At 43.2% G+C, this 26,413-nt stretch carries 25 protein-coding genes; 8 read left to right on the forward strand and 17 right to left on the reverse strand.

The window, feature by feature from the left end; genetic code table 11:
- From EGC80_RS09010 to EGC80_RS09020, 3 genes are all read left to right on the forward strand, one after another.
- Nucleotides 1-3,054 carry an efflux RND transporter permease subunit gene (locus EGC80_RS09010; protein ID WP_124012379.1) on the forward strand — a complete coding sequence of 1,018 codons (3,054 nt, stop codon included), beginning with the start codon at nucleotides 1-3 and terminating at the stop codon, nucleotides 3,052-3,054.
- Nucleotides 3,051-3,356, forward strand: a complete 306-nt coding sequence (locus tag EGC80_RS09015) for a DUF3240 family protein (protein WP_101034331.1) — start codon at nucleotides 3,051-3,053, stop codon at nucleotides 3,354-3,356. The genes EGC80_RS09010 and EGC80_RS09015 overlap by 4 nt, the downstream gene beginning before the upstream one ends.
- A gap of 123 nt (nucleotides 3,357-3,479) precedes the next feature.
- Nucleotides 3,480-3,917, forward strand: a complete 438-nt coding sequence (locus EGC80_RS09020; RefSeq protein ID WP_124012378.1) for a copper resistance protein CopC — start codon at nucleotides 3,480-3,482, stop codon at nucleotides 3,915-3,917.
- 270 nt (nucleotides 3,918-4,187) lie between these two features.
- Here the strand turns inward: EGC80_RS09020 and EGC80_RS09025 are convergent, their stop codons facing one another.
- Nucleotides 4,188-5,084: a LysR family transcriptional regulator gene (locus EGC80_RS09025; RefSeq protein WP_101034333.1), complete on the reverse strand. Its 897-nt coding sequence runs from the start codon at nucleotides 5,082-5,084 to the stop codon at nucleotides 4,188-4,190.
- A 98-nt stretch (nucleotides 5,085-5,182) separates the two neighbouring features.
- On the opposite strand from EGC80_RS09025, the gene EGC80_RS09030 reads away from it, so the two are divergent.
- From EGC80_RS09030 to rimI, 4 genes are all read left to right on the forward strand, one after another.
- Nucleotides 5,183-6,769 (forward strand): NADH-quinone oxidoreductase subunit L, encoded by a 1,587-nt coding sequence (locus EGC80_RS09030; RefSeq protein ID WP_233768626.1) that lies wholly within the window; start codon nucleotides 5,183-5,185, stop codon nucleotides 6,767-6,769.
- A 2-nt stretch (nucleotides 6,770-6,771) separates the two neighbouring features.
- Nucleotides 6,772-9,201: a YbcC family protein gene (locus tag EGC80_RS09035; RefSeq protein ID WP_124012377.1), complete on the forward strand. Its 2,430-nt coding sequence runs from the start codon at nucleotides 6,772-6,774 to the stop codon at nucleotides 9,199-9,201.
- Between the two features lie 345 nt (nucleotides 9,202-9,546).
- Nucleotides 9,547-9,921, forward strand: a complete 375-nt coding sequence (locus EGC80_RS09040) for a DNA polymerase III subunit psi (RefSeq protein WP_124012376.1) — start codon at nucleotides 9,547-9,549, stop codon at nucleotides 9,919-9,921.
- The gene (gene rimI, locus EGC80_RS09045) at nucleotides 9,908-10,366 is read left to right on the forward strand and encodes a ribosomal protein S18-alanine N-acetyltransferase (protein ID WP_124012375.1); all 459 of its coding nucleotides are present in this window, start codon (nucleotides 9,908-9,910) and stop codon (nucleotides 10,364-10,366) included. The genes EGC80_RS09040 and rimI overlap by 14 nt, the downstream gene beginning before the upstream one ends.
- An 86-nt stretch (nucleotides 10,367-10,452) precedes the next feature.
- On the opposite strand, the gene lipA is transcribed toward rimI, so the two are convergent.
- The 14 genes from lipA to leuS all read right to left on the reverse strand — a co-directional run bounded on the left by lipA (nucleotide 10,453) and on the right by leuS (nucleotide 24,761).
- The gene (gene lipA, locus EGC80_RS09050; RefSeq protein WP_124012374.1) at nucleotides 10,453-11,418 is read right to left on the reverse strand and encodes a lipoyl synthase; all 966 of its coding nucleotides are present in this window, start codon (nucleotides 11,416-11,418) and stop codon (nucleotides 10,453-10,455) included.
- Entirely contained in the window at nucleotides 11,418-12,071 is a 654-nt protein-coding gene (lipB, locus tag EGC80_RS09055) for a lipoyl(octanoyl) transferase LipB (RefSeq protein ID WP_124012373.1), read from the reverse strand. Before lipB ends, lipA begins: the two co-directional genes overlap by 1 nt.
- A 93-nt stretch (nucleotides 12,072-12,164) precedes the next feature.
- Entirely contained in the window at nucleotides 12,165-12,431 is a 267-nt protein-coding gene (ybeD, locus tag EGC80_RS09060; RefSeq protein WP_101034339.1) for a DUF493 family protein YbeD, read from the reverse strand.
- Nucleotides 12,432-12,585: 154 nt separating this feature from the next.
- A complete protein-coding gene (locus EGC80_RS09065; RefSeq protein ID WP_101034340.1) occupies nucleotides 12,586-13,797 on the reverse strand; it encodes a serine hydrolase in 1,212 nt (403 codons plus the stop codon).
- 153 nt (nucleotides 13,798-13,950) lie between these two features.
- Nucleotides 13,951-14,763, reverse strand: coding sequence for a septal ring lytic transglycosylase RlpA family protein (locus EGC80_RS09070; RefSeq protein WP_124012372.1), 813 nt, complete (start codon nucleotides 14,761-14,763; stop codon nucleotides 13,951-13,953).
- Nucleotides 14,753-15,715 carry a lytic murein transglycosylase B gene (gene mltB, locus EGC80_RS09075; protein ID WP_233768652.1) on the reverse strand — a complete coding sequence of 321 codons (963 nt, stop codon included), beginning with the start codon at nucleotides 15,713-15,715 and terminating at the stop codon, nucleotides 14,753-14,755. The genes EGC80_RS09070 and mltB overlap by 11 nt, the downstream gene beginning before the upstream one ends.
- A gap of 65 nt (nucleotides 15,716-15,780) precedes the next feature.
- Nucleotides 15,781-16,902, reverse strand: coding sequence for a rod shape-determining protein RodA (gene rodA, locus EGC80_RS09080; RefSeq protein ID WP_283107445.1), 1,122 nt, complete (start codon nucleotides 16,900-16,902; stop codon nucleotides 15,781-15,783).
- Nucleotides 16,884-18,740: a penicillin-binding protein 2 gene (mrdA, locus tag EGC80_RS09085; RefSeq protein WP_124012370.1), complete on the reverse strand. Its 1,857-nt coding sequence runs from the start codon at nucleotides 18,738-18,740 to the stop codon at nucleotides 16,884-16,886. The genes rodA and mrdA overlap by 19 nt, the downstream gene beginning before the upstream one ends.
- A 129-nt stretch (nucleotides 18,741-18,869) precedes the next feature.
- On the reverse strand, nucleotides 18,870-19,340 hold the full coding sequence (rlmH, locus tag EGC80_RS09090; RefSeq protein WP_124012369.1) for a 23S rRNA (pseudouridine(1915)-N(3))-methyltransferase RlmH: 471 nt from the start codon (nucleotides 19,338-19,340) through the stop codon (nucleotides 18,870-18,872).
- On the reverse strand, nucleotides 19,340-19,669 hold the full coding sequence (gene rsfS, locus EGC80_RS09095) for a ribosome silencing factor (RefSeq protein ID WP_101034345.1): 330 nt from the start codon (nucleotides 19,667-19,669) through the stop codon (nucleotides 19,340-19,342). Before rsfS ends, rlmH begins: the two co-directional genes overlap by 1 nt.
- Nucleotides 19,670-19,830: 161 nt before the next feature.
- Nucleotides 19,831-20,466 (reverse strand): nicotinate-nucleotide adenylyltransferase, encoded by a 636-nt coding sequence (gene nadD / locus EGC80_RS09100; RefSeq protein WP_124012368.1) that lies wholly within the window; start codon nucleotides 20,464-20,466, stop codon nucleotides 19,831-19,833.
- A gap of 21 nt (nucleotides 20,467-20,487) precedes the next feature.
- On the reverse strand, nucleotides 20,488-21,522 hold the full coding sequence (gene holA, locus EGC80_RS09105) for a DNA polymerase III subunit delta (protein ID WP_124012367.1): 1,035 nt from the start codon (nucleotides 21,520-21,522) through the stop codon (nucleotides 20,488-20,490).
- The gene (locus EGC80_RS09110; RefSeq protein WP_101034348.1) at nucleotides 21,522-22,016 is read right to left on the reverse strand and encodes an LPS-assembly lipoprotein LptE; all 495 of its coding nucleotides are present in this window, start codon (nucleotides 22,014-22,016) and stop codon (nucleotides 21,522-21,524) included. The genes holA and EGC80_RS09110 overlap by 1 nt, the downstream gene beginning before the upstream one ends.
- Before the next feature lie 153 nt (nucleotides 22,017-22,169).
- Nucleotides 22,170-24,761 carry a leucine--tRNA ligase gene (leuS, locus tag EGC80_RS09115; RefSeq protein ID WP_124012677.1) on the reverse strand — a complete coding sequence of 864 codons (2,592 nt, stop codon included), beginning with the start codon at nucleotides 24,759-24,761 and terminating at the stop codon, nucleotides 22,170-22,172.
- 120 nt (nucleotides 24,762-24,881) lie between these two features.
- Between leuS and EGC80_RS09120 the strand changes: the two genes are divergently transcribed.
- Entirely contained in the window at nucleotides 24,882-25,382 is a 501-nt protein-coding gene (locus EGC80_RS09120; protein ID WP_124012366.1) for a zinc ribbon-containing protein, read from the forward strand.
- A 222-nt stretch (nucleotides 25,383-25,604) separates the two neighbouring features.
- Here the strand turns inward: EGC80_RS09120 and EGC80_RS09125 are convergent, their stop codons facing one another.
- Together EGC80_RS09125 and EGC80_RS09130 are read right to left on the reverse strand one after the other, a co-directional pair.
- A complete protein-coding gene (locus tag EGC80_RS09125) occupies nucleotides 25,605-25,901 on the reverse strand; it encodes a DUF6482 family protein (RefSeq protein ID WP_124012365.1) in 297 nt (98 codons plus the stop codon).
- Nucleotides 25,902-26,127: 226 nt separating this feature from the next.
- A complete protein-coding gene (locus tag EGC80_RS09130; protein ID WP_124012364.1) occupies nucleotides 26,128-26,313 on the reverse strand; it encodes a hypothetical protein in 186 nt (61 codons plus the stop codon).
- Nucleotides 26,314-26,413 lie beyond the last annotated feature (100 nt).

Consider the following 26,413-nt stretch of genomic DNA (forward strand, 5'->3'; position numbering starts at 1 on the left):
ATGCTCGCTTCCGTGATCCGTTTTTCGCTCACTCAGCGCCTGTTCGTGCTTATTGTGGCGCTGATATTAATGTTAGCTGGCGCTCGCGCTTGGTTTTTTATTCCGCTGGATGCGTTTCCTGATATTTCACCGACCCAAGTGAAAATCATCCTAAAAGCACCGGGCATGACCCCTGAAGAAATTGAAGCTCAAATTACCGTGCCTATCGAAACTGAGTTATTAGGTATACCGAATCAGGCTATTTTACGCTCAACGACCAAGTACGCCATCAGCGACATTACCTTGGATTTTATCGAAGGGACTGATATCTATTGGGCAAGACAGCAGGTGAGCGAGCGACTAGCCGCGGTGTGGGACAGTTTTCCAGAGGGCGTATCGGGTGGTGTTGCACCTATGAGTACGCCATTGAGTGAGATTTTTATGTTCACTCTGGAAAACCCTAATTTATCTTTAATGGAACGCAGGCAGTTACTGGAATGGGAAGTTCGCCCACTGCTGCGCACCGTTGCTGGGGTCGCCGATGTCAATATTTTGGGCGGTTATGCTAAGAGCTTTAGCATTAATCCCAATCCTTCAGCGATGGCCGCCGCCGGGGTGAGTTTTGCCTCATTACAACAAGCGATTATTGATAATAACCATAATGAAGGCGCCGGCAAGCTCACTATTGGCACCGATACTATTATCGTCCGCGCTGAAGGGCGCATTGATGATATTGATGAACTTAAGCAATTGGTGATTAAGGCCGATGACGCCAAGGTGTATCGCCTTAGGGACTTGGCTGACATTCAAATTGGCCATCTGGCTCGTTATGGCGCCGTGACCAAAGACGGTGAAGAGGCTGCTGAGGCATTAATTATTGCCCTTAAAGATGCCAATACTGCCCAAGTGGTCAGCAGCATTAAAGACAAGCTTGAACAGATAAGCGTAACGTTACCTGAAGGCAGTGTGATTAATACCTTTTATGATCGCGCTAATCTAATTAATACCGCCATCAATACTATTTCAAGTGCATTGTTTGAAGCTGTGCTGTTAGTCATTGTGCTATTGGCTCTGTTTTTAGGTAATGTCCGCGCCGCTTTGGTGGTGTCATTGTCTTTGCCTCTCGCTGCATTGATGACTTTTTTGATGATGGATCTATTCAATCTTTCTGCCAATCTGATGAGCTTGGGGGGATTAGTGATTGCCATTGGTATGTTGGTTGATTCTTCAGTGGTGGTGGTTGAAAACATGGTCAACCTGATTGCGACTAAGCAACGTTTACCGCGCTTACATCTTATTTATCGTGCCACTAAAGATGTCGCCATTCCTGTGGTGTCTGGCACTGTGATTGTAATGATAGTGTTCTCGCCGTTACTGACGTTAACAGGGCTTGAGGGCAAATTGTTTACTCCTGTTGCGGTGACAATCGTGTTCGCCATGTTGTCGGCATTGGTGTTATCGCTCACCGTCATTCCGGTAGTTGCCTCTTATCTTGTTAATGAAAAGGCCGCCCAAGAACCCAAGGCCATTGAAAAACTCAAAGCCGCCTACCTCAGCAGCCTTAAAAGTACCTTTAATCATAAAAAGCCTTTTATAATCATCGCGTTCGTCTTACTCATTGTCAGCTTAGGCTTGTTTAGCTTAGTGGGTAAAACCTTTATGCCCACCTTAGATGAAGGTGACATCATTTTACAGCTAGAAAAATCGCCTTCTATCTCGCTTGAGGCCTCTATTGCGATTGATAAGCAAATTCAGCAGACCTTGCTTGCTGCAGTTCCTGAGATTAAGCAGATGGTTGCTCGCACCGGAGCCGATGAAATTGGTTTAGATCCTATGGGCCTTAATGAGACCGATGTATTTCTGGAGCTTGCTCCACGGGATGAATGGCGATTTGATCATAAAGAGCAATTAATTGAGGCGATTCGCAGCGAGCTGCTTAATTTTCCTGGGGTGAATTTTAACTTTACCCAGCCTATCCAGATGCGCGTCTCGGAAATGCTTACCGGCAGTATTGGTGATGTGGCCATTAAGGTATTTGGCACCGATATTGATACTCTTGGGCAATTAACCGCTCAGATAGAGCAGTTGGTCAGTGCCACGAGCGGCAGTATTGATGTCAAAATGTCGATGATTGAAGGCAGTCCTTTTATCAATTTAACCTTAGATAACGAATTGGCTCGCGGTTTTGGCATGAGTACCATGGAGTTTGCTCGTTACCTCAAGAGTCAACTCGAAGGGGTGGTTGTCACCGAAGTGCTACAAGGTAAGAAGCGCACGCCAGTATTGATAGCCAATAATCAAAGTGGCTTAAGTAGCATTCATGAACTGCAAAATCAGTTGCTGGTGATGCCGGATCATTCACTGAAGCGCATTACCGATGTGGCCAAGTTAAGCTACAAAGAAGGACCGATTTTAATTGAACGAGAGCAAGGCGATCGTTTCTCGGTTATCACTACTAACGTGCAGGGACGCGATATCGTCAGTTTTGTAGAAGAGCTCAACGCTAAAATTACCGCCGAGATCAAGTTTCCTAGCGGATACAGTGTCAGCTTTGGTGGCGAGTTTGAAAACCAACAACGTGCGACCAATAATTTACTGCTGGTTATCCCAATAGCGATTGCATTAATTACGCTAATCTTGTTCACCACTTTTGGCTCACTGGCTAAAGCCGGTTTGATCCTCGCTAACGTGCCGTTTGCCATGATGGGCGGTATTGTGAGCTTATATTTTTCCGGTGAATATCTATCTGTACCAGCATCTGTCGGTTTTATTGCACTGCTTGGCGTGGCGGTACTCAATGGCGTGGTGATGGTGAGTTATTATGAGCAGACCAAACATCTATTCAGTGGTTTATTGGCACGAGTAGAGCAGGGCGCTGCCAGGCGTTTACGGCCAATCTTGATGACGGCCACCACAGCGATGTTTGGGTTAATGCCGCTGGTATTTGCTTCTGGACCGGGTGCTGAAATCCAAAAACCTTTAGCCATTGTGGTCATAGGTGGTTTGTTAACATCAACCATCACAACACTTTATTTATTGCCCATCCTTTATTACTGGCTGGAGAAACGTCGATGATCACCGAGCAACTGTTAGTGCTGATCGCCCAAAATGATATCAAGGATGATATCGTCGATACCTTAATTGAGCTTGATTTCTTGTCAGGTTTTAGCCTAGGTAATATCTGTGGTTTTAGTCGCGAGCACAGCCACTTTAATATTAAGGAGCAAGTTGAAGGTTACCGGGAGTTTTGTAAATTTGAAATTATGCATCCGCTTGAGCAGCAACAGGCATTATTGAGCGCCCTCGCTGTTGTGTGTAAAAACAATCCTTGTCGTTACTGGATCACGCCAATCGTACATAGCGGTACTTTATGTTAGCAGACAGTCAGTTGTTATATGAGTTAGAGGCTACTGCCGTAGCCTGTTGGAATTTCGAAGCTAGTATGCAACGGGTTTTACAGTCTGATTATCATTATTTAGCTAAATGATAAGGCGTTACAAATGACATTTTATAACTGTTTCGGACTATTTTTATTGACGATGTTGGCCACTAACCGCGTTTCTGCCAATGAGCTAAGCCCAAATGATCGCACCGTAACTGATCGTAGTGTAGCCGTAGAGTTCATTATGGCTCCTGCGAGTATAATGAAGATTTCATTCGATGAGGCCGTTATCTTAACGTCAATGACTATTAAGGATAACGACGGTTACCTGATTAACTTAGGTGTTCAAGTCCCTAAGGGTGAACATAAGGCATTTTCTTTTGAGATCCCCAAACTTGCTCCCGCTGACTATCTCATTTTATGGCGGATCCACAACCATGATAATTCAATTCAACAGGGGGATGTAACGTTAACAATACCAGATGATGACATCTATCCTCGACCATCAACCAAAACGCACAAATACGGAATATTGCATAAAAAGTTGCATCATTAGCCCACGGGGATGACCTTATCACTATCGACTATCGACTATCGACTATCGACTATCGACTATCGACTATCGACTATGAGCCAAGGGCTACGAGCCAACAAAATGTTAGTTAAGCGCCAGCGCCTAAACGGATGTTATGTTTGCCGATAAAGTTAAGTAAGCGTGCCAATATCGTTAGGTGCGCTGGATTGACGATCGTCATTTATCAATGCTTGATGGCAATCTTATTGGCCGCGGTGGTCGTCATATACCGGGCGTTTGTATTGCTATCCGTTAATTGCTGACTTCAGTGTCTATATGTTGTTTTAACAGTGCTAATAACACCTCTGGGACAAACTTTCGTTGGGTCGTAATGGCATAGAAATTCTCGTACACATTGGGTAAGCGTTGATACACTTCTAAAATACCCTGTTCAATTTCATCTTTAACGACGACAGGCGGTAGCACTACCAATGCGCCACTGTCTCGGGCTAAAAGGCGAAGCATTGCCATGTCATCGGCTTCTGCTTGCACATCTGGTTGATATTGCCAGGTTGCACAAAAGGAGTTAAATGCAGCCCTAATTTCACTGTTCTTACCGGGCAATACCCAACGCATGTCCTGATAACCATTAGGAAAACTGTCGTTAATCACCTTGCCTTTTGGGCCAACAATCGCCAGGGGCTGACGGGAGACTAGTTGGGTTTGCCATAATGGATCTTTTTTATCGACACTGATCGGTCGATTGGTTAGCACCAAATCAAGTTCATGATTAGCGAGTCCGTTTAAGAGATTACTCATTCCTTTAGCTGTTAAAGAAAAACTCACATCCGCATTAGCAAGTAACGGGCTGATAAAACTCTCTACAAAATTTCGTGATAACGTGGTTAATACTCCGATAGATAAATGCTGCTTTTCACTGATGCTGCCTTTACGTAAAAATGACTCAAGCTCTTCGCCTTTGCTAAATATATCGTTAGCATATGCCAACACACGATGGCCATGAGCGGTTAGGATCAGGCGCCGACCTCTTCGCTCAAACAAGTTAACATTCATGTTGTGTTCAAATTGCTTAATTTGGGCCGACAATGCGGACTGTGAAATATGCAGGTCTTTGGCGACGTGGGTCAGGTTACCCACAACCGCTACGCGCCAAAAATAGTAAAGATGATGATAATTAAGACGGCTCATTAATAGTTAACCAAAACAGAACGTTTTATTAGTTTATATATGTTTTTATTAAAGATATAGCTCTGACATACTCTTACGACTAAAAGAAGAGGCTGTTTATGAATATAGCGTTATCATCCGTTTTTTTGTTAAGTATTCCAATCACGTTAATTTTTGCTAGCGGGTGGAGTGGTCGTGCTAGTTTAAAAAATAAAGCGACATGGTTAGTTAACGTAAGTGGCCTTATTGTGTTGCTCTTTATGGCTGCATTAGCTGCGATACTGGGCTTACCTAGTCTAGACGCTGATGCGCAATACATTAGCCAATCAAAGCTAAGCTTAGTGATGATGGGGCTGGTGGTATTTATGAGTGTCATCTTAATTGCATTTTCTCGCAATTACATGGCGGGCGAACCCCGTGGCGGTACTTATTGGCACTGGCTACTTAATACCCTTGCCGCTGTTTCGTTGGTGGTTATTAGCAACCACTTGCTATTGTTCTGGTTGGGTTGGGTATCGATTAGCTTAGCTTTGCATAAGCTGTTAACTTTTTATCCTGAACGTCCTCGTGCAGCGCTTGCTGCCCATAAAAAATTCTTATTAGCACGAACCGCAGAAATGTCGTTAATGGCTGCGATTATTTTGTTGTATCAGCAGCATGGTACGTTATTGATAAGTGACTTAGTGGCTCACTTTAATGCCGTTGCTATAGACAATAGTGTGCAACTTACCACCGTTGATCATATTGCTGCAGTACTCATCGCGGTAACGGCCTTGATTAAATGCGCGCAATTACCCGTTCACGGCTGGTTAATGCAGGTTGTAGAAGCGCCAACACCTGTCAGTGCATTACTGCACGCTGGGGTCATTAACTTAGGTGGATTTTTGCTGATTTTATTTGGCCCTTTGTTTATTCAATCTGCCGTTGCCCAGTGGTTAGTGATTATTGTTGCTGGATTCACCACGGTTATCGCCGCATTGATCATGGCCACTCGAATTAGTGTAAAGGTACGCTTAGCTTGGTCAACGAGTGCGCAAATGGGCTTGATGTTAGTTGAATGTGCATTGGGTTTATTTGAATTAGCATTAGTGCATTTACTCACTCATTCAGTCTATAAAGCGTATGCATTTTTGAACTCTGGGAGCGCAGTGTATCAAGACATGCAACGTCGTCTTGCGCCAGCGGCCAATCCTAACCTGATAGATTGGATAGTGGCAGCAGTCTTTTCTACCCTCATTGTATCGGTGGCAGTAATGGCATTGGACTATCAAGGTGTATGGAGTGTTTGGCTGTTGTTAGTTTTGGCCCTGACGATGTTAATTGCCCAACGTCATAGTGAGCGTTTACGCAGCAGCATTATGCCCGTCTTGCTATTAACCATCTTATTGGTGCTCAGTTACAGCGGGTTTAAGTGGGTGTTTGGCGAAATTATTACCACCTCGCCAGCATTGCAGGTTGAGGCTTTTAGTGCGGTTGATATTGTCGCGATACTGTTATTTGTCAGCTTGTTTGTTCTGAGTTGGATGCTGCGATATCAGCTACATAAACCGGCACTGCAGCACTTGTATATCGATTTGTTTGCCGGTTTATATTTAGATGAGTGGCTGACACGACTGACGTTAAAAGTGTGGCCTGTGCGGTTGCCTGTGCGCACCAACATTAAGGTTTTAGACAGCACCAAAGCCACTAAAATTGAGGAGTTATAAGCATGAATGTCGCGATTAAATCAACCTCGGTGGGGCAGCTGACTGAAACCCAAAAGGCACTATTGACCTCTGCGGGTCAGAAAATAGCACCCACATGGCCGCTCGATCAAATGATTGCCGTTAATCCCTTTTGGCAAATGCGTGACCAGCCAATCGAACAGGTCTCAGCGCGAGTCTCTGCACTTGATCGGGTTGAGTGTTTAATGCCAAAAGCTCATTATCGCCATTTATATGCACAAGGCGAAATCAGCCAAGATGCGTTGCAATTAGCGGCTGAGCAACAAGGCATCGCGATGTCCGTCGAGCAACTCGCGATCTTTCTTAACCAAGAAGATGATCTTGCTCACTGGCATAATATTGCCGATTTATTGGATAACCAACGTGACCAGCACAAGATGGCATGGCGTGATGAAATTATTCATCAAATTAGTCAGTTTTGCGCTGCATACTATCAACAATTGCGCCCTATTTTTCCTGCTAGCGATATTTCAGCTCCGGCAGATTTATATCGTCACTGGCTCGATATGACACGTCGTGACCGAGGGATCAGTATTATTATGGATGAACCCGGTTTGCAGCAGTATTTTCAGCAATTGCCACCAGATGCTGAGACTTTGCTCGCTGAGGCGGTTGATGAACTGGGTGTTGATGACACTGTGATAGAAGATTATGCCCATGCATTGCTACTCGATATTAATGGTTGGGCGTCTTGGGTTGCTTATTTGCGCTGGCAAGGTGACTTACATGCAAAACCCTGCGATGAAATGTTGCAACTACTCGCGATCCGTATGGCTTGGGAATTGGTCATTTGGCGCTATTTAAAGGCACAACAAACAGATAGTTTCGCTCAATTAGTTGCACTTTGGTTAGGTGAAAAAGACCAATTAGCGCTTTTAGTTGAGCAACATGAGCAAGTACAGAAACCCCTTTGGGTGTGGGCAAAGGCCGCTGAGTTGAGTTATCAAGCTTGGCTTAACACTCAGTTAATCAATGCTAAAAAACAGCTGATGACAACATCAAGGCTACAAGCGGCATTTTGCATTGATGTGCGTTCAGAGGTGATACGTCGAGCGTTAGAAAATCAAAGTGATGACATTCAAACAATAGGGTTTGCCGGTTTCTTTGGTTTACCTTTAGAGTATCAACCGCACGATAGTGAACTGTCTCGACCTCAGTTACCGGGATTGTTAAAGCCGGTTATACAAGTGTCTGAATGGCGTGATACCCAAACGCAAGTCGATACGCTCAATATAAAGGCGCGGTGGCAAACATGGTCACAAGCTGCCCCTTCGGCATTTTCTATGGTGGAATCCATGGGATGGCTTTATGCCTTTAAGATGCTAAAAAGGTCATTTTTTGCTACACAAACTGATCATCCTGTTAATGCGCTGACCCATCAAAAAAGCTGGCTGCTGCGAAAAAATGCTCAGGTACTATCAGTAACCGATAAAGCCGAACTGGCAAAAGGCATTCTACATGCGATGGGACTAGACCAGTTTGCCGCTACCGTGCTGCTGGTTGGGCATGGCAGCCATACAAGCAACAATTTGCATGCAGCAGGTTTAGATTGTGGTGCCTGTGGTGGGCAATCTGGTGAAGTGAATGTGCGTGTTTTAGCCCAATTGCTCAATGATCAAGAGGTACGTAAGGTATTGACAGAATTAGGTATTACGATCCCCGCGGCGACACGGTTTGTGGCTGCACTGCATAACACCACCACGGATCATATTGATTGTTTTGATACCAAACTCGATCAGACCGTCGCGTCATGGCTACAAGCGGCTACCGAAACAGCACAACGAGAACGTATCGTGCAAATCGCCCCGAGTTTGGCTAACAGCAGTGCAGCTGTGCTGGACCGATTTTATACTCAACGCAGTCATGACTGGTCTCAAGTGCGTCCCGAGTGGGGACTGGCAAACAATGCCGCCTTTATTGTTGCACCTCGGTGTTGGACCAGAAATATCAATCTACAAGGTCGTAGTTTTTTACATGACTATCAGTGGCAAAATGATGATGGCTTTGCGGTATTAGAATTAATTATGACGGCGCCCATGGTCGTAACCAATTGGATTAATATGCAATATAACGCATCGGTCAGCGATAATTTGAAATATGGTTGTGGCAATAAGTTATTACATAACGCAGTAGCAGGTCATATTGGGGTGTTTGAAGGTAATGGGGGCGATTTACGCATTGGCTTGTCGATGCAGTCGTTGCATGATGGTGAAAAATGGATGCACCAGCCACAGCGTTTAGCGGTTTATTTAGCCGCACCGCGGCAACCTATCGAACAAATCACCGCAAAACATGACAATGTTCGTTGGCTGATAGATAACCAATGGTTGTATCTGCTGCGCTGGTCAGATGAAGGCTTGATAGAACGTTATTACCAAGGCCAATGGTTACCCCAAGAGACTGACAAGACATAAGCTATTTATCACGTTTAGATCAGTGTGAAGCCAAAGGTATTGATATTATTCAATCGATTTATAGGTGTGTTTGAGGTGCTTGAAAACTCGGTAGCGATGCCAAGACTAACAGACGTAGCACGAGAGTCGTGTATTTTCGATTCAACTTGCGACTCATCTATGGGCCAACATAGAAGCAACCTGAGTGCTGAGAGAGGTTTTTACGTGCGGTTTTATGCTAATACCAACCTGAATTTGATTGCTATTAATTAAACCGTATACCAACAAAGCTTGATGTTAAATTACCATACAACCTCGTTTACTTAGCTGTTATGCTTAACACAGTATCCTTGTTTTGAGAGTCCGATGGATAAATTTGCTTATTTAGATGCGATGAATATTACTCGCTGGCTTAGTGCCGATAAACCGTTAAAGCCTTACTTAGTGTTACATGATCTTGATGCCGATTTGTCTGATCAAACATTCATTAATGATGTACTCGGTTTATTGGACGTTGAAATTGATCAGTGTGAATTTGATTGTGAAATGGTCAAAGGGCCACAGGTGATATGGGATATGCGTAAGATAAAAACCCGTCCCCGTGTCGCTTGGATTGTAAGCGCCCCATTAACAGAACTCCATGCTCAGGCAGACGAAAAACGTCAACTGTGGCAGCAAATATCCCAGTATTTAGATAAAACTCAACCATTGAGCAAAGGCGAGCCCAATGAACAACATTGATGCTGAGGTAATTGTGCCTCTTAGGGTTGAGCATGCTGTTGTAATGGCGAAGATTGAAAAGCTAGCGCATACACATCCTTGGTCTGAAATGAGCTTAAAAGAGTGTTTTGGGCCTTTATATCGAGTAGTGGGCATTAAGCGCCAAGATGATTTGTGTGGTTTTGCGATAGTACAGCAGATTATTGATGAGGCGACCTTACTTGATATTTGTGTGGCACCTGAAAAACAAGGTTCAGGTTTGGGGGCGGCATTAATGCAGCAGCTCATTGATGATGCAAAAAATGCCGGCGCCGTGGTGTTGATGTTGGAAGTACGCCAGTCAAATAAGGCAGCAAAATACTTATATGATAAAGTTGGTTTTATTGAGGCTGGACGGCGTAAAAATTATTACCCTACCCATGATGGCTATGAAGACGCAATTTTAATGGATTTATCATTGGATTGATTTTTGAGTAAAGCATCAGGCTTGTTTCGAACTCATTGAAAAAAAACAGCGCTAATTTAGCGCTGTTTTTTTATTCAAGGAAAAGGTTACTTCACTTCTTTACCCTGTGCTTGTAAATCAGCATGGTAGCTTGAACGAACCAATGGGCCGCAGGCTGCATGGGTAAAACCAAGCTCATCGGCTAGTATTTTCAATTGATCAAATTCCGCTGGTGGAACATAACGTTCAACGGGCAGGTGGAATTTAGACGGTTGTAAATATTGACCAAGGGTCAACATTTCAACGTTATGGGCACGTAAATCACGTAATACTTGGGCAATCTCTTCGTTTGTTTCGCCTAGACCCATCATTAAACCAGACTTTGTCGGAATAGTTGGATGACGTTCTTTAAAGCGCTTAAGCAGATCTAATGACCACTGATAGTTAGCGCCTGGACGCGCTTTACGATAATGCGCTGGAGCCGTTTCTAAATTGTGATTAAAGACATCAGGTGGCTCTGTCGCTAAAATATCTAAAGCAGCATCAATACGGCCTCGGAAATCAGGAACCAGAGTTTCAATCTTGATTTCAGGGTTTAACAAACGAATTTCGCGAATACAATCAGCGAAATGTTGCGCGCCACCATCACGTAAATCATCACGATCTACAGAGGTAATCACCACATATTTCAGCTTCATGTCTTGAATGGTTTGCGCTAGCTTTTTAGGCTCGTTAGCATCGGCTTTGAGCGGGCGACCATGGGCTACATCACAAAATGGGCAACGACGGGTACAAATCGCCCCTAAAATCATAAAGGTTGCCGTACCGTGGTTAAAGCATTCTGCTAAGTTAGGGCAAGAGGCTTCTTCACACACTGAGTGTAATCCATTTTTACGTAATGCCGCTTTTATGTCGAGAATGCGTTGATTTGATACGGGTAATTTGACTCTCAACCAATCTGGCTTACGCAGCATAGTTTCGCGCTCTGATGGCACTACTTTTACAGGAATTCGAGCGACTTTTTCGGCATCACGTAATTTGACACCTGGCTGTAATCTTTCAGGCCTATTCATTATTCTGCTAATCCTTGATGATGTAAAAGTTGTTGATAGCCCATAATTTGGCTAAAGGTTTGGATTAATTTATCGCCAGCTTCAAGCACGGTCTGTGGACCCCCCAATGCTTTACATTGCACCATTTCTAAACCGGCATATCCGCAAGGGTTGATGCGCTGGAACGGGGCTAAATCCATGTCGACATTTAATGCTAAGCCATGAAAAGAGCAACCTTTACGAATGCGTAATCCTAAAGAGGCCACTTTTCGTTCTGCTACATAAACACCCGGTGCGTCTGCTTTTGCGTACGCATTGATATCGTAATAAGTCAGCATATCCACAATACTTTGCTCTATATTGTTCACTAACTGACGAACGCCTATTTTATAACGTTTGATATCGATAAGTGGATAAACCACTAGTTGTCCAGGTCCGTGATAAGTGACTTGACCACCTCGGTCTACTTGAATAACCGGAATGTTACCAGGGTTGAGTATATGCTCGCTTTTACCTGCTTGACCCTGGGTAAATACTGGCTGGTGCTCAACAATCCAAAGTTCATCTTGGCTGTCGCTATCACGAGTGTCAGTATAGTCCTGCATGGCATGCCATGTTGATTCATAGTCTTGCATGCCAAGGTGGCGAATGTGCAGTGTTTGCAAGGGTAACATCTCCCCCAGATAAATTGGGTGTATCCATCGAATGAATGGATTAATTGTTGAGTATTATACTCAAGTATATAGGTAATGATGACTTTTTGGCGTTTACAATACTCTTTTTACGCCTTCAATTGCGGCAAGATCCATATACGCTTTTTCAATATGCGCTTTGCTGGTTACCGTAATCCGAATGGTCACTGAATAGTAACTGCCTTTGCTCGATGCTTTAACGCTTGGAACATAATCATCTGGCGCAAGTTGTTGCGCCACGGCAACAACACGATCGGCTAAGGTATCATCTGCTTCACCAATCACTTTGAAAGGGCACGAATTAGGAAATTCCATTACTTGGTCAAACGTTGTATTTAACATTAGCTTACTCGATTCTGTTTTGGTATTACTTATATGGTGATAATTATACCCGATTCAAGCCTGATAGATCTGAAATATTAAAGCCGCTGATCAGGCGGCTTTAATTAGTTGATTCACTAATAGATTCATTAATAAATAATCTACATCAATTTAATTACTCAAACAGACTGGCGAACATTTGCTTAAAGTAATCCATTAATTTGCTAAACCAGCCGCCTTCTTGGACTTCATTCAATGTCACTAGCGGAAACTGAGCAATGTCTTTTCCATCAAGCTGGAAAAACACACGCCCTACGGTTTCGCCTTTTGCCAGCGGGGCCGTTAATGGTTTGGTTAATTCAAAGTTAGCTTGTAGATCTTTTGCCTGACCACGGCTAATGGTAATCGGAGTATTGGTCATGACACCAAGATCAACCGTTTCTCTATCGCCATACCAAATCTTTTGAGTCACAAAGGTATCGCCAGCTTTGTAAGGTGTGATGGTTTCAAAGAAACGGAAACCATAGTTGAGTAGTTTTTTACTCTCAGCCTTACGTGCAGACTCACTCGCGGTACCCATCACGACTGTGATAAGACGCATGCCTTCGCTGGTGCCTGATGATACTAAGTTGTAGCCAGCACCTGATGTATGGCCCGTCTTAATACCATCTACGTTTAAGCTTTTATCCCATAATAAGCCATTACGGTTATATTGCTTAATTCCGTTATAGGTAAATGATTTTTCGGCATAAACACGATATTCATCAGGCACATCACGGATCAGCGCAGCGCCTAAAATAGCCATATCATAAGCTGTTGTTTTGTGATTTTCAGAATCTAAGCCATGAGAGTTTTCAAAGTAACTGTCTTTCATGCCCAATTGCTTGGACCATGAATTCATTAGATCAACGAATGCACCTTCTGTTCCGGCAATATGCTCTGCCATCGCAACACAGGCATCATTCCCCGATTGAATGATAATACCGCGATTCAAGTCGTGTACTTTGACGGTTTTACCCACTTCAATGAACATTTTTGATGAATCAGGGAAATTCTTTGCCCAAGCATTTTTGCTAATGGTGACATCATCATCTAATGAAATATTACCGACACGGATTTCATGACCAATCACATAACTGGTCATCATCTTGGTAAGGCTTGCTGGATTTAAACTTTCGTAGGCATTTTCTTCTGCAATGACTCTGCCAGAATTATAATCCATTAGCACATAAGCTTTGGCTGCAACACTGGGTGCATCAGGTGTCACCATAGGTACGCGATTAGGCGTTGGACGTGCATCTGGTTGTGGCGTTGCTGCGAGTGAAGAAAAACACACAACTGATGCAAAGAGCATAGTTGTTAATTGAGCAGTTTTGGAAGTTATCATGAAGTTAGCACGTCTCTATTTAGTCGAAGAAAAGACAAAAATCAATTGGTATAATTTTATTGATTATACATTAGTAGGCCATCATTTCGCATTAAGGTTCATTCATCCGATATAAATGAACCTTAATGAGACTCTTATCGCCAGTATTATGGCTTACGGTACGATAAAGCTTTGCGGATAGCCATCAGCTTGCAAACGATCGAGCAACTTATTGGTGAGGTGAATTTGTCGGATCGGACCCAATTGTAATCTGTGAATACCCTTTGTGGAGGATACGCGTGAGGTAACCGCGTATTTGGTTTCTAATTGCTTTGCCAACATATTGATGCGTAATTTATCTTGGGAGGCCACAACTTGAATAAAGTGATTGTCGGCATCGTTTAAATCGCTAATGGCTCGCTCTTCTGGTGAGGGAATGTAAACGGTTTCAAGTGCTACTTTTGTCGTGCCTCTTGCCAGCATACCTAAGTGATAAGCCGCCGCATAAGAAAGATCAATGACTCGACCATGATGAAACGGTCCACGGTCATTTACACGGACGATGATTTGCTTATTGTTTTCTAAATTGGTCACTTTGACATAACTGGGTAAAGGCAAGTTTTTATGTGCTGCTGACATAGTATACATATCATAAGTTTCACCATTTGAGGTTAAATGACCATGAAACTTTGAGCCGTACCATGAGGCATGACCTTGTTCTTTGAATCCCTTTCCACTGTCGAGTACTTGGTAACTTTTGCCTAAAACCGTGTAATCACGATTGCCTTGCCTGCTATAAGGTTCGTATTTAGGCTGGGCATTTTTAACCAAGCTTACGTCTGGTGCGTCATCTGGATAACGGTCATTAGCCATTTGATAGCGGCTTTTTTGTTGTGGAGAGGATTTTTTACCCTCATTTGACGAACAACTTATGAGTAATAAACTGCTTAAAATGATCAATAGAATGAAACGGTAATTAATGGCCATTTTGATTTACTGATAAATAATGAGCGTTAAGTTGTTGGCTAAATTGATATACCGCCATTGCATATAATGGGCTTCTGTTATATCGAGTGATGACATAAAAGTTTTTCAGTCCTAACCAATACTCTACATTCTCTGCTTGGTCTAATTTGACTAATAAGGCTTTTTGAGAAGCATCCAAATCTTGGTTATTGGCTAAGCTCAGTGTTGGGCTAAGAATATCTGATACCTTGTAATGCAGTTTTTCTTTGGTCCATACTTTTGCTTTAGGGGCTGTGCTAGATGTGTGGTTTAACAATAATGCCACGGGTTGGCCTTGTTGCCATCCATGTTGATGAAAATAATTTGCGACACTGCCAATAGCATCGGCTTTACTGGTTAACAAATCACGTCGACCGTCGCCATCAAAGTCGACCGCGTAATGACGGTAGCTTGAAGGAATGAATTGTCCATAGCCCATCGCGCCAGCATATGAACCTTTTAAGGTGTCATTATCGAGTTTTTCTTCTTTAATCAACGACATTAAATTGGCATATTCACTGCGAAAGAACGTGGCGCGTGGTGGGTAATAAAAGCCCAAGGTGTACAACGCGTCTTGCACACGATAATTACCCATGTAGCCACCATAAAAGGTTTCAATACCAATTATGGCGACAATAATTTGGGGGTCGACGTTAAATTTTTCAGCAGCTTGGCTAATCACAGCATGGTTTTCTTGCCAAAAAGCTAAGCCTTTTTCTAGGCGTTTGTCGGTCAAGAAAATAGGATAATACTGGTGCCAAGGCTTGGCTTCCCATGGTTTAGTCATGGCATCAATGATGTTCTGGTCGAAGGTGGAAGTGGATAAAAATTGTTCCACCTCAGCCTTGCTAGCGCCTTTTTTTACCTGCTCTTTTACAAATGCATTTTGTAATGCTTGGGGATCATTTTCAGTTGCAGCATTGAGATTGAACATGACGCTGCTAAGTAATGCTAGGCTGGCGATTTGAACGGTTATTTTTGTCATAGTTGCGGTTAATCCTATCGGTCGACAAATCGTCTGTGGGTGTGAATGCTCATTAGAATACCAAAGCCTGTCATTAAGGTCAGCATCGAGGTTCCCCCATAGCTTATCAGTGGTAAAGGAACACCTACTACGGGTAAAATTCCTGATACCATGCCTATGTTGACAAAAACGTAGACGAAGAATGTTAGGGTGATACTGCCCGCCAATAAGCGGGCAAAGCTGGTCTGTGCTCGTGACGCGATAACAAGGCCCCTGGCAATCACAAATAAATACATTGCCAATAAGAGTAAACTGCCAATGAGTCCAAACTCTTCTCCTATTACCGCAAAGATAAAGTCAGTGTGGCGCTCTGGTAAAAACTCTAATTGTGATTGAGTCCCATCAAGCCAACCTTTACCCCACAATCCACCAGAACCAATGGCAATTTTGGATTGGATAATATGATAACCCGCGCCGAGAGGATCTTGTTCAGGGTTAAATAAGGTTAATACTCGAGTGCGCTGATAATCGTGCATCAAGAAAAACCACATGATAGGTAAAAAGATTAAAATGGCGGTAATAAATCCGCCAACAATCAACCAGCTCATACCGGATAAAAACAACACAAACACCCCAGAGGCCGCCACTAAAATAGACGTCCCTAAATCAGGTTGTTTAGCGATTAAGAGTGTTGGGATCAGCAAAATAATGACACCACCCGCCAGATAGCGCTTTTTCGGCGGTAGCGGAAACTTACTGATGTACCATGCCATGGTGATCGGGAAGGCCAGTTTTATCAGTTCCGATGGCTGAAACTCCATAAACCCAAGATTCAACCAACGTTGTGCGCCTTTATTAATGGTGCCAAACCAGTCGACGCCCAGTAACAACAGTATTCCAGCGATATAAATCGGCAATGCCCAACGTCTGAGTATTTCAGGGTTGATTTGTGCAAAACAAAACATGACCCCCAGTGACAATGTTATACGGACCAGCTGGCGTTCCATCATCGCAGGATCTTCACCGCTGGCTGAATAGATAATAAAGAGACCAACCCCCATTAGTATTAACAGGCCGGTGAGTAATGGCACATCTATGTGTATCTTCTGCCAAAATGATTTTTGATATGGATGATTATTCACGGTTTTGCCGCCCATTCGTCTCGTAAAATATACTCATCGAGCAGTGCTCTTGCGACCGGCCCAGCGTTAGACCCCCCCCAGCCAGCATGTTCAAGTACGACTGCCAAAACAATACGAGGATTTTCATAAGGTGCATAAGCAACAACCAATGCATTGTCGCGCAAGTGTTCGGCGATGGTGTCGGCATTATATTTTTCATCTTCGCCAACACTAAACACCTGTGCGGTACCGGTTTTCATTGCGGCGGTATAGCTCGCATCAGTAAAGCGAGATTTATCGGCAGTTTGGCGCATCGCCTCATTAATAATGTCCCAATTATGCGGATCTTTAAGCTCAATTGGCGGCTGTTCATCAATGGGCGAATCCATTTTAACGGTACTATTTTTAAATGACTTTAATAGATGAGGCGTAAATCGCTTGCCTTTATTTGCCATGATCGTGACGGCATTAGCAAGCTGTAATGGTGTTGTGGTCCAATATCCTTGGCCAATACCGACCGAAATAGTATCACCGTTATACCAAGGTTGATTGTAACGCATTCTTTTCCAGTCTCGAGAGGGCATAACGCCATTTGATTCTTCGAAAATATCAATACCAGTACTTCTGCCAAAGCCAAAACGGTCCATAAAGATAGCCATTCTATCAATGCCAACCTTATAGACGAGCTCATAAAAGAAAACATCACAGGAGTCGACAATGGCATGGTAGGTATCTACCCAGCCATGACCCCATTTTTTCCAATCCCCCCATTTGCGCTCCACACCTGGCATTTGCCAATAGCCAGGGTCCCAAATTCGAGTGCGTTCGTTAATGATTTTCTCTTCTAAACCGAGTAACGCCACATGCGGCTTGATGGTTGATGCTGGGGAATATTGTCCCTGAGTTGAACGATTAATTAATGGACGTGATTTATCATTTAATAGCCCATTATAATCTTTAGAGGTAATGCCATGTACAAATGGGTTAGGGTCATATGATGGACTTGAGAACATGGCTAAAATATCGCCATTCCTAGGGTCTATTGCAACAATGGACCCTTTACGACCGGCTAACAACTCCATGGCTTTTTGCTGTAGTTTGAGGTCTAGTGTGAGATAGATATCTTGCCCCGGTGTCGGGGGGGTGACGTTGAGCGTGCGGATCACCCTGCCACGATTATTAACCTCTTCTTCGAGGTGACCTGGCATGCCGTGAAGTAAACTTTCATAAAATTTTTCAATGCCGATCTTACCAATGTCTTTAGTTGCCGCATAGTTTTTCCATTGGTCGCTTTTTTCAAGCTGCGACTTATTTCGGCTATTAATTTTGCCGACATAACCCAACACATGAGTCATTAACTCATTATAGGGATAGTGACGTTTTAAGCCTGCTTCAACATAAATACCGGGGAATTTAAATTGATTAACACTAAATATGGCTACTTGTTCGTCAGTTAATTTGTTTTTGATGGTTAACGGCTTAAAACGACGATGAAACTTTAGGGTTTCAGTGATGTTTTCGCGCTCATCATCTGAGAGTCCAATCAGGCTATTAAGCTCATCTAAGGTTGCCGTGATATCACTGACTTTTTCGGGAATAAGCTCTAAAGAATAGTAAGGTTGATTTTCCGCTAAAAGTACGCCATTACGGTCATAAATTAACCCTCGGCTAGGCGGGGTCGGAACCACACGGATACGGTTATCATTTGAACGAGTTTCATAGTCTTTGTAAGAGACAATTTGAAGCTGATAAAGGTTTGAAAATAGTATACAGAGTAGCAATAACACGCAAATGAAAGTAAATAATGCACGGCGTTTAAATAGCGCAGCCTCTGCGGCGTGATCATGCATGGTAATGCGCTTTTTTGGCGACACTTATGCTATCCCCGTCGTTACCAAATGAAAGAATGGATGATAAAAGATCACTGTATCAGCTGATGAATATGAAACAAAGAGTTGCATGATAATCATTATCGATAAGCTTAGTTATTCATGCGACTGAATTTATTCTCTGTGATAGGGATGATTGTTATTGATGCTCCAAGCTCGGTATAGGCTTTCTGCCACAATAACCCTAACCAAAGGATGAGGTAAGGTTAGGGCAGACAAACACCAGCTTTGGTGGGCCACCTCTTTGCAAGCAGGTGAAAGTCCTTCTGGACCACCAATAAGTAAGCTGACATCTCTACCATCTAATTGCCACTTTGTCATTTGCTCGGCAAGTTCTGGTGTTATCCAGTTTTTACCGGGTAAATCTAAGCTGACAATGTGGTTACCTTTGGCTACTGCCGCTAGCATTAATTCGCCTTCCTTATGTAAAATTCGGGCGATATCGGCATTTTTTCCGCGCTTCCCCGCAGGGATTTCGATGAGTTCCAAAGCCATATCTCTAGGGAAACGGCGTTGGTATTCTTCGAAGCCTCGGGTTACCCAATCGGGCATTTTGTTACCAACGGCAATAAGCTGTAACTTCATTAGGCGCTGTGTTCAGACCAAAGTTTTTCAAGCTCGTAATAATCACGAGTTTGTTCCTGCATCACGTGCAGAATAACTGAGCCCAAATCAACTAATACCCATTCACTGCTGTCACGTCCTTCAACCCCAAGAGGTTGCACGCCAGCGTCTTTGGCTGACACGATAACGTGCTCACCAATAGATCGAACGTGTGTTTTTGACGTACCAGTACAGATAATCATGGTGTCGGTGATGGTTGACCGTTTAGATACATCTAAAACAGTAATATTTTTTGCTTTTAAATCATCGATTTTGTCGATAACGAAATCTTTTAGTTCGGTGCCTTGCACTCGAAGTACCTCATAAGTAAAAATTAACGGAGTATTATACTCAAATTCACTGTTGATGCGCAATTAAGCGCAGCGAAACAAAGATAGAATTAATTTTGTGCTAGCGGATGAGTTAACCGACAGTGGCAGCAGTTGAATCAATAATAGTGCTTATCGTAGTGTTAACGATAGAGTTTATGTTGACGAATATAATCGGTCGTTGTTTGCAGTAATACCGCGCTGATGTCAATATTTTCAGCTAGCCGCTGGCGTATTTCTGTCGAGGAAATATCGACTAACTGGCTGTTGATGCAAAATATTTTTCCATGTGTAGCATGGGAAGGTGAGTCGAGGTAGCTGGCAGCTGCCTGCCTTAATAATAATTGTTTGGTCATTTCGCTCTGAGTGTCCATTGCCCAACCCGGGCGTTGACACAGCGCAATATGGCACAGGGTAAACAATGATTGCCATTGATACCACAGTGGCAATTGAATGAATGAATCCATTCCCATAATGAAAAAGAATTCATCTTTGGGGTGCTGTTGCCTGAGTAATGAGAGCGTTGTGGCACTATAAGACGGTGTATTGCGATTGATTTCGATATCGCATAGTTCAAATTCAGGGTACTGCTGGCAAATTAACTTCACCATTTCAAGCCGATGATGACTACTCACCACGGTGGTATTTTTGAGGGGTGAAATATGATTGGGCATTAACCAAATCTGGTCTAAATTAAGTTGCTGTTTAACATCTAGTGCAGGATTGATATGTCCTAAATGGATGGGGTCGAACGTGCCGCCCAAAATACCGATACGCATTCGCTGTCCTTACCTTTTATCTCAGTCCGTTAATTTAATATGGGCTAAACGATTATGTGCTCGTGGATCGAATAAAATGCATAAATGGCTAAGACCAATCCAATCTTCAAGCCCTTTTTGTTTAAGATTTAATTCTATTGTAGAGGCAAAAGCGAGCATATGTTCGATATGGTCTAAATCCAATCGCGTTATTGCAGCCTGATAGAGCGGTTTTCGCTTATCCCAAATTCGGTGTTGTCCCCACAGTTTACTGAGTTGTTCGCCATTCTGAACCGCCAGTTTTAAGGTGAGCAGTAGGTTAATTTCTTTGAATAAAGCCCACATTAAAATGGGCATAGCGGTGCCTTCAGCCTTCAATTGAGCCAACATGTGTTGGGCATTTTTTTGATGATTACCTAAAATGGCATCACAGAGTTGAAACACACTAAAACGAGATTGGTCTTCGAAATATTCACTCAATTGTTCTGGGGTAATATTTTGCTTAGGGCTGAGCAGTTGCAACAATTGCATCGCTTGCTCGGCTGCCAGTAAATTACCTTCAAATAAGCTAAACAACATGGCTTTTGCATCATGATGAACCGTGAGAGCATAATGAGTAATACGGCTGTCTAACCAGCGTTCAAACTGCTTACCTTCAGGTGTGGTGCAGGGTAAGTATATACCTTTGGCATCGAGTGATTTAAACCATTTGCTGTTGGTTTGTTCTGCACTGGCTTTAGGTCCTTGTACAATCAACAACATATCTGGGTTAGAATGTTGTAAAAGCGTTTTAAATGCCGCTGCGCCTTCGATGCCTGGCTTACCTTGTGGCAGGGTTAACTCAATAATCCGTCGGCTAGCAAATAAACTCATTGCTTGCCATTCTTGGATCAAATCGCCCCAATTAAAGCCGGTTTCTTGGCTTAATTGCACCCGTTCTTCAAAACCTTGTTTTTTAGCGGCGTTAAGAATAAGTTGTTTACTGTTTTCGATTAGCCATGGGTCATCACCAAACAGTAAAAAACACTGGGGTAGCTGTTTGAGATGTTGCTTGAGTTGATCAGGATAAACCCGCATTACTCTGCCCCGATTAACGCCAGAGTTTGGATAATATAATCGGCTGCTTGTACGCGCATCTCTTTAACTAACAACTCCATTTCGCGGCTTTTTGCCAATGCGGTTCGAGGATCGTCTTGATAGTCGCGGCGGATTTCTGTATCAAATTCTTGTGGTTCTTGTTCAGGTAAGGTGACAGAGTAATGCACTAAGTAGATGAGTTCATATTCTGCGACATTCCCGGTGGGATAAAGTGACAATGTGGCGCGTTCGAGTGAGTCATTGATAAGTCGCAACGTAGGCGTTTTTTCTGCTGCATCAACAAGGCTAATACGGTTGATCCGTAATCTGTCACGAACTAAGCGAGTTAACTCACTGTATTCATCGCTGCTGCTTAAATGCAATTCGGCTAATTCTGCAGGTATAGAATAACTGCGTTGGAGTGTAAAGCCGCAACCTGCACTGGTGAGTATTACCAATGTCATTATTGCCAAGCAAATCTTTTTGGCTAGCATAGTGAGGGTAGGCATCCTTGTTTATTGGTATCGGTTACATAAATAACTTACCGCGGTGTCACCCGCGGTAAGTTATGACACTGACAATACTAGGCGTTATGACTTAGCCCTATAGGAGGTTTCTGTCGCCTCATATCAGGGCTGATATTGTCACTAGTTAGCCACAATACTTAATAGTTTACCAGGCACGTAAATTACCTTACGAACCGTTAACCCTTCAGTGTGCTTTTGCACATGTTCATCACTCATGCCTAAGGCTTCAACATCTTCTTTCGATGCATCGGCAGCGACAGTAATTTTTGCACGCACTTTACCGTTAACTTGAACCACAATGAGCTTGCTGTCTTCGACTAATGCTGACTCATCGACTTCTGGCCAACGGCTGTCTTCAATATCACCTTCGTTACCTAACTCATTCCATAACGTAAACGTCATATGCGGAACGATAGGGTAAAGCAAACGCGTTACAGCAGACAATGCTTCAGCAAGCAATGCACGGTCTTGAGCGCTTTCTTGCGATGCTTTGAGTAAATGGTTCATTAGCTCCATTACCGAGGCAACCGCAGTGTTAAACATTTGACGACGCGCAATATCATCACTGACTTTGGCGATGGTCTTATGTAATTCACGGCGCAATGCTTTTTGATTAGCATTTAATTTGCTGACATCTAGTGCTTCAGTTTTACCTGCGGCAACATGATCGCTGGCCAATTTCCAGAAACGTTTGATGAAGCGATGTGCGCCTTCAACGCCAGACTCTTGCCATTCTAGAGTTAATTCTGGTGGCGAGGCAAACATCATGAATAAACGGACTGTGTCAGCACCGTATTTTTCGACCATGACTTGTGGGTCAATGCCGTTATTCTTCGACTTAGACATCTTGCTCATGCCGGTATAAACCAGTTCATGACCTTGATTGTCGACAGCTTTGATAATGCGGCCTTTGTCGTCTTTTTCTACCACAGTCACTTCTAAAGGTGATACCCACACTCGGGCACCTTTTTCGTTGTTGTAGTAGTAAGCATCGGCTAAAACCATGCCTTGAGTCAGTAATTGTTTTGCGGGCTCATCACTGTTGACTAAGCCAGCATCACGTAGCAACTTATGGAAGAAGCGGAAATACAATAAATGCATGCAAGCATGTTCGATACCACCAATATATTGATCTACCGGTAACCAGTAGTTAGCTTTGGCTGGATCTAACATTTCATCGGCATGAGGACTACAGTAACGCGCGTAATACCAAGATGATTCCATAAAGGTATCAAAGGTATCTGTTTCGCGCATTGCAGGCTGACCATTGACTGTGGTTTCTGCCCAAGCTTTATCAGCTTTGATCGGACTTTGAATACCGTCCATCACCACATCTTCAGGCAGAATGACCGGTAGTTGATCTTCTGGCGTAGGGATAACGGTGCCGTCTGCTAAGGTCACCATCGGGATCGGTGCCCCCCAGTAACGTTGACGAGATACACCCCAATCGCGTAAACGGTAGTTGACTTGACGTTTGCCTTTGCCTTCTGCGGTTAATTTAGTATCAATGGCTTCAAAGGCGGCTTTGAAATCTAAACCGTCTAGCTCAGGAAAAGCATCACCTGAGTTAAATACCACCCCTTTTTCAATATAGGCTTCTTTGCTGATGTCCAATTCGCCTTCAACAGGCTTGATCACCGCTTCGATAGCGAGCTGGTATTTAAGCGCAAATTCATAATCGCGTTGATCATGAGCGGGGACCGACATTACTGCGCCCGTGCCATAATTCATTAATACAAAGTTAGCCACCCAAATAGGGACCAATTTACCAGAAATAGGGTGAATAGCCTGAAGACCGGTTGCTACGCCTTTTTTCTCCATCGAAGCCATCGCCGCTTCAGTGGTATCAGCATTTTTGCATTCTTCTATAAATGCGGCTAACTGAGGATTATTCAGCGCCGATTGTTCCGCTAACGGATGACCCGCAGCAATAGCAACGTAGGTCACGCCCATTAAGGTATCTGGACGAGTGGTATAGATATCAAAGGTGGCGTTACTGTCAGCTACGGCAAAGGTCATTTCAATCCCTTCGCTGCGGCCAATCCAGTTACGTTGCATGGCTTTAACCTGTTCAGGCCAGCCATCTAACGTGTCGAGATCGTTAAGCAGTTCTTCAGCGTAATCAGTGATTTTAATAAACCACTGAGGAATTTCTTTCTGAATGACTTCAGTATCACAACGCCAACAACAACCGTCTTGCACTTGTTCATTTGCCAGTACGGTTTCATCATTTGGACACCAGTTTACTGATGAGGTTTTTTTATACACTAAGCCTTTTTCAAACAACTGAGTGAAAAACCATTGCTCCCAACGATAGTACTCCGGGGTACACGTAGCGATTTCACGACTCCAATCATAACCAAAACCTAATAATTTAAGTTGGTTCTTCATATAGTCGATATTTTCGTATGTCCACGGTGCAGGAGAGGTCTTGTTATTGATCGCGGCATTTTCTGCAGGCAGACCAAATGAGTCCCAACCAATCGGTTGCAAAACATTTTTACCTTGCAAACGTTGATATCGTGCTACAACATCGCCTATGGTGTAGTTACGGACGTGGCCCATGTGGAGACGACCTGAAGGATACGGAAACATTGAAAGACAATAGAATTTCTCTTTGCTTTCATCTTCAGTGACTTCAAAGGTTTTATGTTCGTGCCAGTGCTTTTGCACTAAGGCTTCAATTTCTGAGGGATTATATTGTTCTTGCATCAATCTATTTCCGGCCATGCCGCCTATTGTTTGATCTAACGCTCAGCAGCGCGATTTATAACTGCATAGAATAAACCAGAAGTGATCTATTAAAAAGGTGCGTATTAAGGAGTATTAATTATGAGTGGAAAAAGTTCAGCACTATTAGCCTTATATCAGTCACTATTCGAACAGGTGAAAGCCACGTTTGATCAAGATAACTCATTGACAGCTAAGAGTTTGTTTAAGTCGGTAACCCAAGGGAAAGAGTACTTGGCACTTAAATCTCATTCAGATGAAGAAGAGTTAGAATTAGTCGAAGAATTTTTAAAGCGTGACATTGCAGCCTTCTTAAATGAGGAAAATGCCGATAATTTGAGTTTTAGCCCGATGGTCATTGGGATTGAGAATACATTATGGCAGTGGTTAAGCCAGATAACCGATCGTAGTCAAGTGGAATGGCATGAACTATTACAAGATTTTAAACATCGTGGTGTTTATAAGTCTGGAGAAATCATTAACCAAGGTATATTGATCTGTAATAAGTGTGGTCACCAAATGCAAATCGATTTCCCTGGGGTCATCCCCGATTGTCCACAATGTGATTATAATGAGTTTTCACGGGAGCCATTAACGCCATAGTGGGTAACTGAGCTCAACTCTGGATAAAAAGCGGTAATCGGACCGCTTTTGTCCCGAGCTCGAAGTAGCTTAACCTGCAAGATCCACCCTATCGCTAGGTAAACTCGCCTTGTATACACAGTGATACGTAATTTTCATATGCTTGACTGGAAAAAGTTAACTCGAAACAGACTGCTTTTGATTAACTTTTTCCCATACCCTTATCCCAAATGAGGTTCGAGATTAAAATTCGACTCGGTAACGGCAATGGCTACCGCTACCGCTACTAATACCTACCATCTCATCATATGCCGTTTGAATTTCTATTATGGCGTAATTAATGCCTTGTTGTTTCAATAGGTTTTCAGCTTGTTTGATTGAGTTAAGACTGAGTAAAACGCCAGCTTTGTTGCGGGCGCTTTGAAAACTGCCATTTTCGTCTTTAATACCAAGTAAGTAATGATTGGAGTCGGCATAGCTAATAATCGTCGGGTGTTTAGCTTGTTGGGATATGGCTAACTTGATTTCAGATAATTGCATAATAACCTCCTGTAGTTGTTTATCAGAAGCAGTACGATGCAAACTCAAAGGTAGTTCAATTTTTAAACAAGAAAAGGTCTTTAAAATGACGTTATTTTAGCAATAGCTTAATATAATTTGATATTGAGGTGTTGTGGCACCGTTGGCGGCTCAAGGGTATAAAAAGTAGCCGTTATCATTGTTGACTTGGACATTATCATCTTGGTTATATCCAAGTAACAGCAATTTATTGATATTGAAAGGTAAAATTATTCTCAGCAACAATCCATCGTTCGATGTCAGGGTTATCTACATCACCCGGTCTTAACCGCGTTTCAAGTACCCCCTCGTTGTCGATATCGATATCAATATCGATTAATTCATCGCGGTTTGTTTGCCTTGCACTTGTAAGTGCGTCATGTTGAACGGGCATATAGCAGACAATTGCGGGTTTTAACACTGGCCGTCACGCCAGATTATCTGCCTTGTCGAGCATGGGTACTGAGCCTAATAAATGTAGGCGCGGCGACAAT

The sequence above is a fragment of the Shewanella psychromarinicola genome (assembly GCF_003855155.1).
GTDB classification, from domain to species: domain Bacteria; phylum Pseudomonadota; class Gammaproteobacteria; order Enterobacterales; family Shewanellaceae; genus Shewanella; species Shewanella psychromarinicola.

Coding starts and splice junctions, on each gene's coding strand:
- EGC80_RS09010 (WP_124012379.1), top strand. CDS start 1: ATGCTCGCTTCCGTGATCCGTTTTTCGCTCACTCAGCGCCTGTTCGTG.
- EGC80_RS09015 (WP_101034331.1), top strand. CDS start 3,051: ATGATCACCGAGCAACTGTTAGTGCTGATCGCCCAAAATGATATCAAG.
- EGC80_RS09020 (WP_124012378.1), top strand. CDS start 3,480: ATGACATTTTATAACTGTTTCGGACTATTTTTATTGACGATGTTGGCC.
- EGC80_RS09025 (WP_101034333.1), bottom strand. CDS start 5,084: ATGAGCCGTCTTAATTATCATCATCTTTACTATTTTTGGCGCGTAGCG.
- EGC80_RS09030 (WP_233768626.1), top strand. CDS start 5,183: ATGAATATAGCGTTATCATCCGTTTTTTTGTTAAGTATTCCAATCACG.
- EGC80_RS09035 (WP_124012377.1), top strand. CDS start 6,772: ATGAATGTCGCGATTAAATCAACCTCGGTGGGGCAGCTGACTGAAACC.
- EGC80_RS09040 (WP_124012376.1), top strand. CDS start 9,547: ATGGATAAATTTGCTTATTTAGATGCGATGAATATTACTCGCTGGCTT.
- rimI (WP_124012375.1), top strand. CDS start 9,908: ATGAACAACATTGATGCTGAGGTAATTGTGCCTCTTAGGGTTGAGCAT.
- lipA (WP_124012374.1), bottom strand. CDS start 11,418: ATGAATAGGCCTGAAAGATTACAGCCAGGTGTCAAATTACGTGATGCC.
- lipB (WP_124012373.1), bottom strand. CDS start 12,071: ATGTTACCCTTGCAAACACTGCACATTCGCCACCTTGGCATGCAAGAC.
- ybeD (WP_101034339.1), bottom strand. CDS start 12,431: ATGTTAAATACAACGTTTGACCAAGTAATGGAATTTCCTAATTCGTGC.
- EGC80_RS09065 (WP_101034340.1), bottom strand. CDS start 13,797: ATGATAACTTCCAAAACTGCTCAATTAACAACTATGCTCTTTGCATCA.
- EGC80_RS09070 (WP_124012372.1), bottom strand. CDS start 14,763: ATGGCCATTAATTACCGTTTCATTCTATTGATCATTTTAAGCAGTTTA.
- mltB (WP_233768652.1), bottom strand. CDS start 15,715: ATGTTCAATCTCAATGCTGCAACTGAAAATGATCCCCAAGCATTACAA.
- rodA (WP_283107445.1), bottom strand. CDS start 16,902: ATGGGCGGCAAAACCGTGAATAATCATCCATATCAAAAATCATTTTGG.
- rlmH (WP_124012369.1), bottom strand. CDS start 19,340: ATGAAGTTACAGCTTATTGCCGTTGGTAACAAAATGCCCGATTGGGTA.
- nadD (WP_124012368.1), bottom strand. CDS start 20,466: ATGCGTATCGGTATTTTGGGCGGCACGTTCGACCCCATCCATTTAGGA.
- holA (WP_124012367.1), bottom strand. CDS start 21,522: ATGCGGGTTTATCCTGATCAACTCAAGCAACATCTCAAACAGCTACCC.
- EGC80_RS09110 (WP_101034348.1), bottom strand. CDS start 22,016: ATGCTAGCCAAAAAGATTTGCTTGGCAATAATGACATTGGTAATACTC.
- leuS (WP_124012677.1), bottom strand. CDS start 24,761: ATGCAAGAACAATATAATCCCTCAGAAATTGAAGCCTTAGTGCAAAAG.
- EGC80_RS09120 (WP_124012366.1), top strand. CDS start 24,882: ATGAGTGGAAAAAGTTCAGCACTATTAGCCTTATATCAGTCACTATTC.
- EGC80_RS09125 (WP_124012365.1), bottom strand. CDS start 25,901: ATGCAATTATCTGAAATCAAGTTAGCCATATCCCAACAAGCTAAACAC.
- EGC80_RS09130 (WP_124012364.1), bottom strand. CDS start 26,313: ATGCCCGTTCAACATGACGCACTTACAAGTGCAAGGCAAACAAACCGC.